Genomic DNA, 15,631 nt, shown 5'->3' with positions numbered 1-15,631 from the left:
ACAGGAAACAGGCATGAACGCGTTGAGCGGTGCTGAAAGTATCGAAGAGTATTACCAGCTAAGCCATGATCCTTTTGCAGCGCGTACGCCGGGATTCAAGTTTTTCACGCCGCAACGCAAGACAGTGCTGGCGCAACTGCACCATCTGGCCCGATTTGGTGATCAGGTTCTGTTGGTCACCGGCCCGCAGGGAAGTGGCAAGACGCTACTGCGCCAGGTGTTGGTAGCCAGCAGTAACAAGGATACTACCCAATGCGTGGTGACCACCGCGCGCGAGTTTCCGAGCGCCAGCGCACTGACTTCCTTTTTTTGTCAGGCGGTTAATGCCAGTGGACGAGACTCCAGGTCGCTGTTGCTCCGGGCCGGCCAGCTCAATGATACGGGCGTAAACCTTTATCTGATTATCGACGACGCGCATCTGCTGGAACAGGATGCGCTACAGGAGCTCGTTGACTTGAGCCGGGTGAGCGGCGGGGACTCTCCCCTGCGTATCTTCCTGTTTGCCGATGATAGTATCCAGCCCATGCTGGACAGCGTCAGCGCCGATGAAGAGGGTGCTGAATGGCTGCATCTGATTGCCCTGCAGCCCTACACCCTTGACGAGACTCGGGATTATCTTGCTCAGCGTCTGGAGGCTGCAGGACAAGGCATCGAGTTGCTCGATGAAGATCAGACGCAATGGATTCATCGACATAGCGGTGGCTGGCCTGGTCGTATCAACGACGCAGCCCGGCAATCCATGGGCGAAGCCATGGCTGAGCAGGAGTCGCCCATCACATCCCGCCGTGCCGTCCTGCCGTTGAAGTCCCTTGTGGCGGTGGTTCTGGTGGCTGTGGGCATAGGTTTTGCCTGGTTCATGGGTGAACGCGAGGGAGAGCCGGTCACCACGGTGCTGGAGTTGCCGGATCCGGTAGTACCGGTCGATGCAACCAATGACCCCCAGCTCGCCGAGCTCACCGAATTAAACGCTGCCCCCGGCCTTGCTCCATCAGAGAGACCTCCAGGGTCAGATGAGCTCGCCGAGGTCCCGTCTGATAACGAAGATACCCGTATTGCGGACTCCGAACGTTCTGCCACGGTCAATCTTTTTCCCAGTAACGGTGCTGGAGAAGTTCCCGTGGAAGCCTCTGCTGAGGCGCAGGTAGAGAGGTCGGAACAATCACCAGCTATGCCAGCTCAGCCAGTGCAGCCTGTACCCGAATCGCCGGTGGTGGACGCGCCGACACCGACGTCAGAGGCTCAACCGGTTCAGCCTGCCCGCGAGCCGGTAGCTCCCTCGGCACCACAAACAGCTGCGGCTGGTGCGAGTGGTGATGACTGGTACCGTGCGCAGCAACCAGGTAGATATGTGTTGCAGGTGCTCGGCTCGCGCAGTCGTGGCGCAGCCAGTGGTTTCATCAGTAATAATCCCGGCGTGGCAGAGTTGAGATTTTTCCAGACGACCCATCAGGGTGAACCCTGGTTTGTCGTTACTCAGGGCAACTATGCTGGTCGTCAGCAGGCTCAGCAGGGAATCTCCGGACTGCCTGCTTCAATGCGCAGCGCTAACCCGTGGCCACGCTCGGTGGGTGATATTCAAAAAGCCCTGAAATGACATAGGTTCTGGTGGCGGGGTGAGGCTTTCACTTCGCCGCTAGTAGTCTGGTCACTGAAAAGCTTTCTTATTTACGACATTTGGATACGCTTATGCGGCACTTCTAGCCGAAAAAAAATTGTGGCTGTACAAACCGCTGTGTACAATTACTCCCCTTTTGTCCGGCGCCGAGCCAGATCCAGTCTCGTTTGAGTCTCGTAAGCGTCTGAATTCAATAGCATTTGAGAGTGTGCCTATGAAAGCAGGTTTATATCAGCCTGATCAGTTCAAGGATAACTGTGGTTTTGGTCTTATCGCCCATATGCAGGGAGAGCCGAGCCACCACTTGTTACTGACGGCAATTGAAGCCCTGACGTGCATGACACACCGTGGCGGCATCAACGCTGACGGCAAGACCGGTGACGGCTGTGGTCTGCTCATTCAGAAACCGGACCGATTCCTGCGCGACGTAGCCCAGGAATCGATTGGCGTCGCCCTGCCTGAACAATATGCCGTTGGCATGGTCTTCATGGGTGCTGATCAGGCCGCTACAGAGGCAGCCCATTCGGCCTTTGATGCAGCGCTCCAAGGCGAGGGTCTGGTATCGCTGGGCTGGCGTGAAGTGCCGGTAGACAGCAGTGTCCTCGGGCCGCTGGCTCTGAGCAGCATGCCGCGAATCGAGCAGGTGTTTGTCTCTGGCGAAGGCCTCGACGAACAGCAGTTCGGCATCAAACTCTTTTACGCACGACGCAAGGCCGAGATTGCCATGCAGGCGGCCCCGGATTTCTACGTCTGCAGCCTGTCGCACAAGGTCATCTCCTATAAAGGTTTGATGATGCCGGCTGATTTGGGCCGCTTCTATCCAGATCTGAGCGATCAACGTATGGAAACCGCTATTAGCGTGTTCCACCAGCGTTTTTCCACCAACACACTGCCCAAATGGCCGCTTGCTCAGCCGTTCCGGCTGGTTGCCCACAATGGTGAGATCAACACCATTACCGCCAACCGCAATTGGGCCCACGCTCGCCGCAACAAGTTTACCAATGAGCTGTTACCTGACCTTGAGAGCATTTCGCCCATCGTCAACGTGACTGGCTCGGATTCCTCCAGCATGGACAACATGCTCGAGCTTCTGCTTGCCGGTGGTATGGATCTGTTCCGTGCGATCCGTATGGTGGTGCCGCCAGCCTGGCAGAACGTTGAGACCATGGATGCTGATTTGAAGGCATTCTACGAATTCAACTCGATGCACATGGAAGCCTGGGATGGCCCGGCCGGTATCGTGTTGACCGAAGGCCGCTACGCCGTGTGCCTGCTTGACCGTAACGGCCTGCGTCCTGCCCGTTACGTGGTTACCAAGAACGGCTACATTACCCTGGCCTCGGAGATCGGTGTCTGGAATTACCAGCCCGAAGACGTGATTAGCAAGGGCCGGGTGGGCCCGGGCCAGATTCTCGCGGTTGATACCGAGACTGGTGAAGTGCTGCACACGGATGACGTCGAAGGTCGACTGAAGTCCCGTCATCCTTATCGCAAGTGGCTGAAGGAAAACGCACTACGTATCCAGGCCACGATGAACGATCGCGATCATGGCTCGGATTTTCTCAGCCCGGAACAGCTCAAGCAGTACATGAAAATGTTCCAGGTCACCTTCGAAGAGCGGGACCAGGTGCTTCGTCCATTGGCCGAAAATGGCCAGGAAGCAGTTGGCTCCATGGGTGACGATACGCCGATGGCAGTGCTGTCGACCCGTGTACGTTCGGTTTACGACTACTTCCGCCAGCAGTTTGCCCAGGTAACCAATCCGGCAATCGATCCGCTGCGGGAAGCCATCGTGATGTCGCTGGAAACCTGTGTTGGCGCCGAGCGCAATGTGTTCGAAGAGACTGCCGAGCACGCCAACCGCGCCATCCTGAGCAGCCCGGTCATGTCGCCTGCCAAATGGCGCACATTGATGAATCTCGAACGCCCGGGTTTTGCCGTTCAGCGTATCGAGCTTAATGTGCCAGCCGACATGCCCCTGGCCGACGCGGTCAAGGACATAGCACTACAGGCTGAGGCCGCCGTACGCGAGGGCAAGACCCTGCTCGTGCTCAGCGACCGCTATATTGAAGAAGGCAAGCTGCCGGTACACGCGGCCCTCGCCGTGGGCGCCGTGCACCACCACCTGATTGAAGTGGGACTGCGTTGCGACTGTAATATTCTGGTCGAAACGGCTACCGCCCGCGACCCGCACCACTATGCAGTGCTGATTGGCTTCGGTGCTACTGCGGTCTATCCGTACCTGGCTTACGAAGTGCTTGGCGACCTGATCCGTACCGGCGAAGTCATTGGTGATCTGTACGAGGTCTTCAAGAGCTACCGCAAGGGTATTTCCAAGGGGCTGTTGAAGATCCTGTCGAAGATGGGTATCTCCACTATCGTCTCCTATCGCGGTGCTCAGCTGTTTGAAGCAATCGGTCTGGCTGATGAGGTAGTCGACGTCTGCTTCCGCGGGGTGGTCAGCCGGATTCAGGGTGCGCGCTTCAGTGACCTGCAGATGGAGCAGGGGCTGCTGGCCAAGGAAGCCTGGAATCCACGCAAGGCTATACAGCAGGGCGGCCTGTTGAAGTTCATCTTCGGCGGTGAGTACCATGCCTACAATCCTGATGTGGTGAGGGCATTGCAGGATGCGGTTCAGGGCGACAGCTACGACAAGTATCTGGAATATGCAGGGCTGGTAAATAGCCGTCCGGTAGCGTCCCTGCGTGACCTCCTGCGCCTGCGTGACGATCAGACGCCGATTGATCTCGACCAGGTCGAGCCGCTCGAGAGCATCTTCAAACGTTTCGATTCAGCGGGTATCTCGCTGGGTGCATTGTCGCCGGAGGCCCACGAAGCCATTGCTGAAGCGATGAACCGTCTGGGCGCCCGCTCGAACTCGGGTGAGGGTGGTGAAGATCCTGCCCGTTATGGCACCTCACGCAGCTCCAAGATCAAGCAGATCGCCTCTGGCCGGTTTGGTGTTACCCCCGAATACCTGGTCAATGCCGATGTGCTGCAGATCAAGGTGGCCCAGGGCGCCAAGCCGGGAGAGGGTGGTCAGTTGCCTGGCGGCAAGGTCAATGAGCTGATTGCCCGCCTGCGCTATGCAGTGCCCGGCGTAACGCTGATCTCGCCGCCGCCGCACCACGACATCTACTCGATCGAGGATCTTTCGCAGTTGATCTTCGACCTCAAGCAGGTCAACCCCCAGGCCCTGGTATCAGTCAAGCTGGTATCCGAGCCCGGGGTAGGCACCATCGCTGCCGGCGTTGCCAAGGCTTATGCTGATCTCATCACGATTTCCGGGTATGACGGCGGTACCGGTGCCTCGCCACTGACATCCATCCGCTATGCAGGGTCGCCCTGGGAACTGGGCCTGTCTGAAGCGCATCAGACTCTGCGCGGTAACGATTTGCGTGGCAAGGTCCGGGTACAGACTGACGGTGGCCTGAAAACGGGTCTGGACGTAATCAAGGCAGCGATACTCGGTGCCGAGAGCTTCGGTTTCGGCACAGCGCCGATGATTGCCCTGGGTTGCAAGTATCTGCGGATCTGCCACCTGAACAACTGCGCTACCGGTATTGCAACGCAGAACAAGCACCTGCGTGACAACCATTACATCGGTACCGTGGAAATGGTGATGAATTTCTTCACTTATGTCGCGACCGAGACCCGGGAGTGGATGGCGAAGCTGGGTGTTACACGCTTGCAGGATCTGATCGGGCGGACCGACCTGCTGGAAATTCTGCCGGGTAACACCAGCAAGCAGCAGAACCTGGACCTCGAGCCACTGCTGTTCAGCAAGGATGTACCTGCTGACAAGCCTCAGTACTGTGAATCGCCACGCAACGAGCCCTTTGACAAGGGCCTGACTGCGGAGAAGATGGTCGAATTGGCGCGTTCCTGCATTGACGGGCTGACTGGTGGCGAGTTCGAGATGAAGCTGACCAACTGCGACCGTTCTATCGGTGCGCGGGTATCTGGCGAAATCGCCCGGGTACATGGCAACCAGGGCATGGTCAAGGCGCCGATCACCTATCGTTTCAAGGGTACCGCAGGTCAGAGTTTCGGCGTCTGGAACGCCGGCGGACTGCATATGTACCTAGAAGGTGATGCCAACGACTATGTGGGCAAGGGTATGACAGGGGGCAAGCTGGTAGTAGTGCCGCCCAAGGGCAGCCCGTTCCGCTCGGAAGAGACGGCGATCATCGGCAATACCTGCCTCTACGGCGCCACTGGCGGCAAGCTGTTCGCCGCGGGCAGTGCCGGTGAGCGTTTTGCCGTGCGTAACTCCGGTTGTCACGCGGTTATCGAGGGTGCCGGCGACCATTGCTGTGAGTACATGACCGGCGGGATGGTTTGTGTGCTGGGCCATACCGGTCACAACTTCGGTGCAGGCATGACCGGTGGCTTTGCCTTTGTACTTGACCAGGACAACAGCTTCTTCGACAAACTGAACCACGAGCTGGTGGAGCTGCATCGGATTTCCAGCGAATCCATGGAGTCCTACCGCAGTCACCTGACCATGGTTCTGAACGAATACGTAGCCGAGACTGGGAGTGCGTGGGGTGCCGAGGTTCTGGACAACCTGGACAATTACATACGGCGCTTCTGGCTGGTCAAGCCCAAGGCGGCCAGTCTGGGTGCCTTGTTGAGCAGCACCCGAGCCAATCCGCAATAAAGCGGCTGTCTGGCATCAGGCTCGCGGTGTTTGAGCGGGTCTGAGCCCAAGGTGAATGTTTGCGGCCGTGCTCCGTTGGAGCACCGCTGCTGCTAAGAGGTTTTTTATGGCTGACCGTTTGAACAACGACTTCCAGTTTATCGATGTGGGCCGCAAGGACCCGCAGAAGCGTCCGCTGCGTATGCGCAAAACCCAGTTCGTCGAAATCAACGAACAGTTCAAGCCAGAGCAGGCGGGCGATCAATCGCACCGTTGCCTGGAGTGCGGTAACCCATACTGCGAGTGGAAGTGTCCGGTACACAACTATATTCCCAACTGGCTCAAGCTGGTCTCGGAAGGCAATATTCTCGAAGCTGCCGAGCTGTGTCATCAGACCAACACGCTGCCTGAGGTGTGCGGACGGGTCTGCCCCCAGGACCGCCTCTGTGAAGGTGCCTGCACCCTGAATGACGGCTTCGGTGCCGTAACCATCGGCTCGGTGGAGAAATACATCACCGATACCGCCTTTGCGATGGGCTGGCGACCAGATCTGTCCCAGGTAGTGCCTACGGGCAAGCGTGTTGCCATCATTGGTGCCGGCCCCGCAGGCCTTGGCTGTGCCGATGTGCTGGCGCGTGCCGGCGTTAGTCCGGTGGTGTTCGACCGTAACCCCGAGATCGGCGGTCTGCTGACTTTCGGTATCCCCGAGTTCAAGCTCGAAAAAATGGTCATGTCACGCCGTCGCGAGATATTCGAGGGCATGGGTATTGAGTTCCGCCTGAATACCGAGATTGGCAAGGACGTGACTATTGACGAACTGCTAGGAGAGTTCGATGCGGTATTCATGGGTATGGGCACCTACACCTACATGAAAGGTGGCTTCCCGGGTGAAGATCTGCCGGGTGTATACGATGCTCTGGATTTTCTTATCGCCAACGTCAACCGCAACCTCGGATTCGAGAAGTCCGAAGCTGATTTCATCAACCTCAAAGGCAAGCGGGTGGTTGTGCTGGGGGGTGGTGATACCGCGATGGATTGTAATCGTACGTCGATTCGCCAGGGCGCCAAGTCGGTACACTGTGCCTATCGTCGTGATGAAGAAAACATGCCCGGCTCGCGCAAGGAAGTAAAGAACGCCAAGGATGAAGGCGTGAAATTCCTCTTTAACCGCCAGCCGATTGCGATTGTTGGTGAAGATCGCGTTGAAGGCGTAAAGGTGGTCGAGACCCGTCTCGGTGAGCCCGATGCCCGCGGTCGTCGCAGCCCCGAACCTATTCCCGGCTCGGAAGAGATCCTGCAGGCCGACGCGGTTATTATCGCCTTCGGTTTTCGTCCCAGTCCTGCGGACTGGTTTGCCGACAAGAGTGTGGATACCGACAGTCAGGGTCGAGTGGTTGCAGTCGAGCAGGCGCAGTATCGGTTCCAGACCAGTAACCCGAAGATCTTTGCCGGTGGCGACATGGTTCGTGGGTCCGATCTGGTAGTGACTGCGATATGGGAAGGTCGTCAGGCTGCAGAGGGAATTCTCGAGTATCTCGATCTCTGATCGCGCCAGCGTGAAATACAGGGCGCCTTCGGGCGCCTTTTTTATGCCTGTGACAGTGGTCGCGCTCTAGAAAACATGACATGTGGCAACATGCCCTGAGGTTTGGCCGGCCAGCGCTGATCTTTCTGCCGATTTCCCGGTACAATGGCGGCTGATTCCGCTATTGGATGCTACTACATGCCCCAACTGAAAAATGACCGTTTCCTGCGCGCCCTGATGCGCGAGCCTGTTGATGTGACTCCGGTTTGGATGATGCGCCAGGCCGGGCGCTATCTTCCCGAGTACCGCGAAGCGCGCAGTCGGGCGGGTGACTTCATGGGGCTGTGCATGAATCCCGAGCGAGCCTGCGAGGTGACATTGCAACCGCTGGAGCGCTACCCGCTGGATGCGGCGATCCTGTTTTCCGACATTCTGACTATTCCGGATGCGATGGGGCTCGGACTGTATTTTGAGACAGGCGAAGGCCCACGCTTTCGCAAGCGTATCGATACCCCGGCCGATGTTGAGGCACTGAAGGTGCCTGATCCGGAACAGGATCTGGGCTACGTGATGAATGCCGTGCGCACCATTCGCAGCGAACTCAATGGTCGCGTGCCGCTCATCGGCTTTTCCGGCAGCCCCTGGACGCTGGCTACCTATATGGTCGAGGGCGGATCTTCGAAGGATTTTCGCAAGACTAAGGCCATGTTGTACGACCAGCCTGAAGCCATGCATCAATTGCTCGACAAACTGGCCCAATCGGTAACCTCTTATCTCAACGGTCAGATCATGGCCGGCGCCCAGGCAGTGCAGATTTTTGATACCTGGGGTGGCAACCTGTCGGCTGATGCCTATCAGAAGTTTTCCCTGGCCTATATGCGCAAGATTGTATCTGGCCTGATCCGCGAGCATGACGGGCGCCGCGTACCGGTGATTCTGTTCACCAAGAACGGCGGGCTCTGGCTGGAAAGTATCGCTGATAGTGGGGCCGATGCGCTGGGTCTGGACTGGACGATCGATATGGGCGCAGCACGCTCGCGGGTGGGCTCGAAGGTCGCACTGCAGGGCAATATGGACCCCACGGTGTTGTACGCCAAGCCGGCTGCTATCCGCGAAGAAGTCGCGCGCATCCTAAAGAGCTACGGCAAGGGCAATGGTCATGTATTCAATCTTGGTCACGGTATCACTCCAGAAGTAGATCCTGCGCATGCGGGTGCGTTTATCGAGGCCGTGCACGAGTTGTCGGCGATCTATCACGACCCCTCTGCTATCGTAGTCTGAATCAAATCAGCCATACGCAGGACTGACCGGGAGAAGGTTATGCGGCGAGTCATTTTCAATCAGAAAGGCGGTGTCGGCAAATCCAGCATCGCCTGCAATCTGGCCGCAGTCAGTGCTGCGGCGGGGTACAAGACATTGGTCGTGGATCTTGATCCTCAGGCCAATTCCAGCCACTACCTGCTCGGCGACGGTCTCGAAGATGTTGACCTGACCATTGCCGACTTCTTCGCGCAAACGCTGTCCAGTAGTCTGTTCAACAAGAAGGCCGAGCAGTTTGTCACCGAAACGCCCTTTGAAAACCTCTGGCTGATGCCCGCGAGCCCGGAACTGGGTGAGCTGCAACATAAGCTCGAGTCGCGCTACAAGATCCAGAAGTTGCGCAAGTTACTCAACGACCTGAAAGACAATTACGAACGGATTTATATCGATACCGCGCCGAGCTTCAATTTCTATACTATTTCCGCGCTGATCGCTTCTAACCGCTGCTTGATCCCCTTTGATTGCGACAGCTTTTCCCGCCAGGCGCTCTATGGTCTGCTCCGTGAGTTGGAGGATATCAAGGAAGAGCATAACGAGGACCTGGAAGTTGAAGGCATTGTGGTGAACCAGTTCCAGGCGCGGGCATCGCTGCCACAACAGATGCTCGACGAACTGATCGCCGAGGGGCTGCCTGTCTTGCCTGTGTATCTTTCCAGTTCAGTGCGAATGCGCGAGTCTCATCAGGTCAATACACCGCTGATTTTTCTCGATGGCCGGCACAAGCTGACCCAGCAGTTCATCGCGTTGCACGACCATATCGAGGCTGGCTAGGGCCTCAGCGAGCAACCAGCACGTCACAGGGCGGCTCTCTCAGCAGCGCGAGCGCAAGGCTGCCCAGTAATGCTTCCCCCATGCTGCTGCGGCTATGGCTGCCAAGAGCGATGAATCCGGGATGGATTTGGGCTATTTCCAGTTCAAGCAAGGCGCGGAGTTCTCCACTGCGCATCTTCAGCTCAGTATCGGGTCTGGGTGTACCAATAAGATCCAGAGTCTCCATCTCATCTTCCAGTAGATACGATAACGTTTCCTGTCTCTCGACCATGAATGCTTCGCGGGCAGCCGGCCCAGCCAGCCGCGCTCCCAGCGGTGGATTGCACATGTGCAGTGCATGTAGCTTGCCCCCTTGCAGCAGCATTGCAGCACAACGCAAGGCCTCACTGGCGCAGGTTGAAAAATCCAGCGCCAGCAACCCGTTGTCATAAGAGCTGCTCTCACTGGCGACTAACAGCACCGGTACCGAGGAAAGTCGGCTCACTCGCTCGAGTGTGGTGCCCACAAATAGCTCCGGATTGCGTTGATGGTGCCGACCCAGTATCAGCAGCTGTGCCGCACATTCACTCGCTGCGCGCAGGATGGTCTCGGCAACAGGACCGCGCTGAATGACAATCTGTACGTCGGCAGTGCCACCGGGGCATCGTTCGAATTGTTTCTCGAGCAGGACCCTGGCCTCGGCACAGGCCTTGTCCTGAAGGGCCAGGGATAAATGATTATCCACCGTATGCAGGGCAATGAGTGGTGCGCCCAGACGGCCGGCGAGCATGCATGCCCGGCTAATGGCCAGATCGGATTCGGGGCTGAGGTCGCTGGCAACGATGATCGGTGACACGGCAAGCACTCCTTGAGGTTTACTGCTCCAGTATGCCCTCCTGTTTTGTGTGATTAGTTGACCGAAAGCAAGCTTTGCTCTCAGGTCCGTTTCCGATATTGACCTGTCACCTGCTGCATGGGCATGCTTGTCGGCACACCCCTCGACGGACAAATATAACCATGAAGCTCGAAACACTCGCGGTACACGCCGGTTATTCCCCGGATCCGACCACCAAGGCAGTAGCGGTCCCGATCTACCAGACTACCTCTTACGCGTTCGATAACACCCAGCACGGTGCTGATCTATTCGATCTCAAAGTGCCCGGGAATATCTATACGCGCATCATGAACCCGACCAACGATGTACTCGAACAGAGGCTCTCGGCGATGGAGGGTGGTGTGGGTGGTCTGGCTGTGGCGTCCGGTATGGCGGCCATCACCTACGCTATTCAAACCCTGGCCGAAGTCGGTGACAACATCGTTTCAGTTGCCAAGCTGTACGGCGGTACCTATAACCTTTTTGCCCACACCCTGCCGCGTCAGGGTATCGAGGTTCGCTTTGGTGATCACGCCGATATAGCCAGCCTGGAAAGCCTGATTGATGCCCGGACCAAGGCGGTTTTCTGCGAGTCAGTGGGCAACCCCTCGGGGAATATTATCGACATTACCGCTCTGGCCGAAGCGGCCCACAGGCATGGTGTACCGTTGATTGTCGACAATACAGTGGCCACGCCAGCACTTTGCCGGCCAATCGAGCATGGTGCAGACATCGTCGTGCACTCATTGACCAAGTATATCGGCGGCCATGGCACCACGCTGGGCGGCATGGTTATCGATAGCGGAACCTTCCCCTGGGCAGATAACGCAGAGCGTTTCCCGCTTTTGAATACGCCCGATCCTTCCTACCATGGCGTGGTGTATACCGAGGCCTTTGGCCCGGCTGCATTTATCGGCCGCTGCAGAGTGGTGCCGTTACGCAACATGGGGGCAGCACTGTCGCCGATGAATGCGTTCCAGATCCTGATGGGCCTGGAAACACTCACCTTGCGTATGGAGCGTCACTGTGAAAACGCGATGAAGGTCGCGCAATACCTGCAGCAGCATCCGCAGGTCAGCTGGGTGCAGTTTGCCGGACTGCCGGACCACCCGGAACACGCGCTGGCGCAGCGATACATGGGAGGCATTCCAGCCTCGATTCTGTCATTCGGCATCAAGGGCGGTCAGGAGGCAGGTGCGCGCTTTATCGACGCCCTGGATCTTGTCGTGCGACTGGTGAATATTGGTGACACCAAATCCCTTGCATGCCATCCGGCAACCACCACCCATCGCCAACTGGATGACGAAGAGCTGGCCAAGGCTGGCGTACCGAGGGATATGGTGCGGTTGTCGATCGGTATTGAACATATCGATGACATTCTTGCGGATCTGAAGCAGGCGCTTGAGAAAAGCGAGAAGGGCTAAGCCGCAAGCCGCAAGCTGCAAGCGGTAAGCGGTAAGCGGTAAGCTTCAAGCTGTCCGAGCTGGTTGATAGTGAGCAGGTTTCAGCCTGCCAAGTGGTAATTGGCGGGCTTTATTATAAAAGCCACTTCAAACTGCTTGAAGCTTGAAGCTTGAAGCTTGCCGCTGCGTTAGCCGGGAAATAACGGCCAGACCAGCGGTATCACCAGCGTCGCCGTGGCCCACATGATCAGGTTCATCGGTATCCCGATGCGCATGAAGTCGGTGAACTTGTAACCCCCTGCACTGTAGACAAAGGTGTTGGTCTGGTAGCCGATTGGTGTGGCGAAGCTGGCGCTGGCGGCGAACATCACGGCAACCACAAAGGGCCGCGGGTCGGCGCCGAGCTGATAGGCAACACCCATCGCGATAGGCGTCAGCAATACCGCGACGGCGTTGTTGCTGACAATCTCGGTGAGGATCGAGGTCAGCAGGTAGATGAAAGACAGCATGAAAAGCGGGCCCATCAACGGTGCCAGCAGCATGACCTGATCGACAACGCTATCCACCAACCCGACCTTGTTCATCGCGACGCTTATCGCCAGCATACCGAAGATAATCGTCAGAATGCGCCAGTCTATGGCCTTGTAGGCGTCTTCGGTATCCAGGCATCGGGTCGCCAGCACAGCGGCGGTAGCGATCATTGCCAGACCCTCTATAGGCATCACTTTCAGTGCTGCCAGCACCATCACCGCCAATACGGCAGCAATCGCGATAGGCGCCTTGTCGCGGCGATAGGCACGCTCCTGCACGGTGTTCAGACTGATCAGATCACCGTTGTCGGCAAATTTGCGGATCTGTGCGGGGGTACCCTCCACCAGCATCACGTCACCGAACTGCAGCTGAAAATCATCCAGGTTGTCCTGGATGTTTTCGTTATGTCGATGGATCGCCAGTACGTGAATACCGTAGCGGGCGGTCAGGTTCAAATCGCGCATGGGGCGATGGCTGTAGCGCGAGTTACGGCCAACGATGGCTTCGGCCAGCACCACATCCCGGGTGGATATGGTTTCGAAATTGGCTGGCTGCTGGTGATTGAAGGTAAGCAGGCCGGTCTGACGTAGCTCTATGAAGTCGCGCATGTTGGCGTGCAGTACAAGCCTGTCGCCGGCATTGAGCACAGTCGTATTGACCGGAGTAGAGAGCTCTTCATCGCCGCGGAAAATCTTCAGAACCTGAATGCCGGTATCGCCATTGAGCTTTGCATCGCTGATGGTCTGATTGACCACGGGGGAGTCATGGGGGACCAGCAGTTCGGTCATGAAGGGTCTGCTTTGATCCGGGCGCAACTGCTTTGACAGACTCTCGCGGTCAGGTAACAGTCGATGACCGACCAGCATGATGAATGCCAGGCCGATTGCTGACATGATCAGGCCAGGCAGGAATATTTCAAACATGCCGAAGGGCTCCATGCCCTGCTCTCGAGCCACGCCGTCGACCAGAATGTTTGTCGATGTGCCGATCATGGTCATGGTGCCACCGAGGATCGTCGCGTAGGACAGCGGTATCAGCATCTTGGATGCCTTGCTGCCAACCTGGGCCGCGAGCGTTACAGCGACGGGCGTTAGAATGGCAACCACGGGTGTGTTGTTGATAAAGGTAGATAGCACCATGGCGGTCAGCATCAGGCTGAACAGGGTGCGTAACGGGCTGCCGCCACCCATGCGCGACAGCCACTTGCCCAGCGCCTCGACGCAGCCTGTGCGTTCCAGCGCAGCGGAAAGCACAAACATGCAGGCAATGGTAATAGGCGCACTGTTGGACAGGATGCCGAGGACGTCGGAAGGACTCAGTAAGCTGCTGACCAGCAGCACCGCCACAGCGATACCGACCACTACATCAGGGCTGAATTTTTCCCGTGCAAAGGCGTAAAAAACCCAGCACAGCAGAACGGCGACGCCAATCATTGGCAGGGAATCCCAGTTCATCAACCCGAACCTTGTCTTGTAACAGTGGCTCCGCGGGTCGGAACCTTTCAGGCCGCCACATTAAGAGGGATGGCTAAGATTGTCCAAGCACGAAAACTGATTTTTATATAGCTTTATAGAATAAGAGGCCTGGCGGGTAAGGACGAGTGCGGCGCAGCGCTGGTCAATCGTCTCGAACAGAGCACAGCAGTCTGCATAAGGACTCCCGCTGTTCTGCTGGCGCCTTATGGCTTTGTATCAAGCAATGAAATTGGCAGGCATTTGCCTTGACCGACAGGGCCTGGCGGCATAGTGTTCAAACGACTGTATGAATTCTGACGCCTGGCACATGCCAGGTGTTTCTTTAGGAGATTGAACCATGCCTGATTACAAAGCTCCGTTGCGCGACATGCGCTTCGTGATGGAAGAACTGCACAACTTCGGCGCCGGTTACGAGCGTTTCGAGTTGACCGAAGCGACCCCGGATCTGATTTCCGCGGTGATGGAAGAAAGCGCCAAGTTTGCTGGTGAAGTGCTCGCACCGCTGAACCGTACCGGTGACGAGGAAGGCTGCCATATCGACGACGGCGTCGTTACTACACCTGCAGGCTTCAAGGAAGCTTACCAGCAGTTCGTGGACAACGGCTGGGCGTCGATGACAGGACCCGAAGAGTTTGGCGGTCAGGGTCTGCCGGCATCCCTCGGATTTGTAGTGGCTGAAATGATCGGTTCTGCCAACTACGCCTGGAGCATGTATCCGGGTTTGAGTCAGGGCTGCGCTGCAGCTATCCGTGCCCATGGTAGTCAGGAGCAGAAGGAGCTGTACCTGAACAAGCTGGTACCAGGGCAGTGGACCGGTTCCATGTGTCTGACCGAACCCCAGTGCGGAACCGACCTGGGCCTGACCAAGACCCGCGCGGTACCCCAGGCCGATGGCAGCTACCAGATTACTGGCACCAAGATCTTTATCTCCTGCGGCGAGCATGATTTTGCCGAGAACATTGTACACCTGGTGCTGGCCAAGCTCCCCGACGCGCCGGAAGGCACCAAGGGTATTTCGTTGTTCATCGTTCCCAAGTTCCTGCCTGACGCCAATGGCGAGAAGGGCGAGCGTAACGGCGTCAAATGTGGCTCGATCGAGCACAAGATGGGCATCAAGGCATCGGCTACCTGCGTGATGAACTTCGACGATGCCAAGGGCTTCCTGATCGGCGAGGTCAACAAGGGCCTCAACTGCATGTTTACCATGATGAACCACGCCCGCCTGGGTACTGGTATGCAGGGTCTGTGTCACGGTGAAGCGTCCTATCAGAGCGCCCTGGCCTACGCCAAGGATCGCCTGCAGATGCGCGCCCTTTCCGGCCCGGCCGAGCCGAACAAGCCCGCCGATCCGATCATCGTACACCCCGATGTACGCCGTATGCTGCTGACCATGAAGGCCTTCAACGAAGGCAATCGTGCGCTGGCCTATTACACCGCGCAACTGCTGGACAAGGCGCATTACTCCAAGGATGCAGCCGAGCGCGAGAATGCCGAAG

Annotated in this window: 9 protein-coding genes; 7 read left to right on the top strand and 2 right to left on the bottom strand. The window is 57.4% G+C overall.

Annotated elements, in window-relative coordinates; all coding sequences use genetic code 11:
- The first annotated feature begins 13 nt into the window (after positions 1 to 13).
- The 5 genes from FZF01_RS00425 to FZF01_RS00405 all read left to right on the top strand — a co-directional run bounded on the left by FZF01_RS00425 (position 14) and on the right by FZF01_RS00405 (position 9,873).
- Positions 14 to 1,594, top strand: coding sequence for an AAA family ATPase (locus FZF01_RS00425; RefSeq protein ID WP_188434323.1), 1,581 nt, complete (start codon positions 14 to 16; stop codon positions 1,592 to 1,594).
- Positions 1,595 to 1,829: 235 nt separating this feature from the next.
- Complete coding sequence (gene gltB, locus FZF01_RS00420) at positions 1,830 to 6,278, top strand: glutamate synthase large subunit (RefSeq protein ID WP_150276137.1); 4,449 nt, start codon at positions 1,830 to 1,832, stop codon at positions 6,276 to 6,278.
- Positions 6,279 to 6,384: 106 nt separating this feature from the next.
- Entirely contained in the window at positions 6,385 to 7,803 is a 1,419-nt protein-coding gene (locus FZF01_RS00415; protein ID WP_150276136.1) for an FAD-dependent oxidoreductase, read from the top strand.
- A gap of 177 nt (positions 7,804 to 7,980) precedes the next feature.
- Positions 7,981 to 9,063, top strand: coding sequence for a uroporphyrinogen decarboxylase (gene hemE, locus FZF01_RS00410; protein ID WP_150276135.1), 1,083 nt, complete (start codon positions 7,981 to 7,983; stop codon positions 9,061 to 9,063).
- A 39-nt stretch (positions 9,064 to 9,102) separates the two neighbouring features.
- Complete coding sequence (locus FZF01_RS00405) at positions 9,103 to 9,873, top strand: ParA family protein (protein WP_150276134.1); 771 nt, start codon at positions 9,103 to 9,105, stop codon at positions 9,871 to 9,873.
- Positions 9,874 to 9,877: 4 nt separating this feature from the next.
- Here FZF01_RS00405 and FZF01_RS00400 read toward each other — a convergent pair whose 3' ends face one another.
- Positions 9,878 to 10,708 carry a universal stress protein gene (locus tag FZF01_RS00400; RefSeq protein ID WP_150276133.1) on the bottom strand — a complete coding sequence of 277 codons (831 nt, stop codon included), beginning with the start codon at positions 10,706 to 10,708 and terminating at the stop codon, positions 9,878 to 9,880.
- 161 nt (positions 10,709 to 10,869) lie between these two features.
- Here FZF01_RS00400 and FZF01_RS00395 point away from each other — a divergent pair, with 161 nt between their 5' ends.
- Positions 10,870 to 12,150 (top strand): bifunctional O-acetylhomoserine aminocarboxypropyltransferase/cysteine synthase, encoded by a 1,281-nt coding sequence (locus tag FZF01_RS00395; RefSeq protein WP_150276132.1) that lies wholly within the window; start codon positions 10,870 to 10,872, stop codon positions 12,148 to 12,150.
- 167 nt (positions 12,151 to 12,317) lie between these two features.
- Here FZF01_RS00395 and FZF01_RS00390 read toward each other — a convergent pair whose 3' ends face one another.
- Positions 12,318 to 14,114 carry an SLC13 family permease gene (locus FZF01_RS00390; protein ID WP_150276131.1) on the bottom strand — a complete coding sequence of 599 codons (1,797 nt, stop codon included), beginning with the start codon at positions 14,112 to 14,114 and terminating at the stop codon, positions 12,318 to 12,320.
- A gap of 358 nt (positions 14,115 to 14,472) precedes the next feature.
- Between FZF01_RS00390 and FZF01_RS19485 the strand changes: the two genes are divergently transcribed.
- A partial coding sequence (locus tag FZF01_RS19485) for an acyl-CoA dehydrogenase family protein (RefSeq protein ID WP_223825336.1) occupies positions 14,473 to 15,631 on the top strand: 1,159 nt, incomplete at its 3' end.

Source organism: Halopseudomonas salina (genome assembly GCF_008641105.1).
This window is presented reverse-complemented; position numbering and strand designations above follow the sequence as displayed.